Consider the following 625-nt stretch of genomic DNA (forward strand, 5'->3'; position numbering starts at 1 on the left):
TGACCGAGTCTTACTCGGCTTTTGATTTTGTTTCAGAAGCTAAGAAGGCTATTGAGAATATTCATAACCGTGGTAAGCTTGCTATTATCGCGGGTGGTACAGGGCTTTATATCCAGAGCTTGCTGGAAGGATACCATCTAGGTGGAGAAACACCTCATGAGGAGATTTTAGCTTATCGGGCTAGCTTGGAGCCTTATTCAGATGAGGAATTAGCCCATCTCGTGGAGCAAGCAGGTCTTGAAATTCCCCAGTTTAACCGTCGTCGTGCTATGCGTGCCTTGGAGATTGCCCATTTTGGTCAGGATTTGGAAAATCAAGAGACTTTGTATGAACCTCTGATTATCTGCTTAGATGATGAGCGTAGTCAGCTTTATGAACGTATCAACAACCGAGTGGATCTAATGTTTGAGGCTGGGCTTTTGGATGAGGCCAAGTGGCTTTTTGACCATTACCCTGATGCGCAGGCAGCCAAAGGAATTGGCTACAAGGAACTATTTCCATATTTCCGTGGGGAGCAGACTTTAGAGGAAGCTAGTGAGAGTCTCAAACAGGCTACCCGTCGTTTTGCCAAGCGTCAGTTGACCTGGTTCCGTAATCGCATGCAGGTGACCTTTTATCAGATAGG

The 625-nt window shown here is 46.1% G+C and carries 1 protein-coding gene; it reads left to right on the forward strand.

All coding sequences use genetic code 11. The features are described 5' to 3' along the window. A partial coding sequence (locus GMD1S_RS10725) for a tRNA dimethylallyltransferase (protein ID WP_000316279.1) occupies window positions 1-625 on the forward strand: 625 nt, incomplete at both ends.

This window comes from Streptococcus sp. GMD1S (assembly GCF_000296875.1).
GTDB lineage: Bacteria > Bacillota > Bacilli > Lactobacillales > Streptococcaceae > Streptococcus.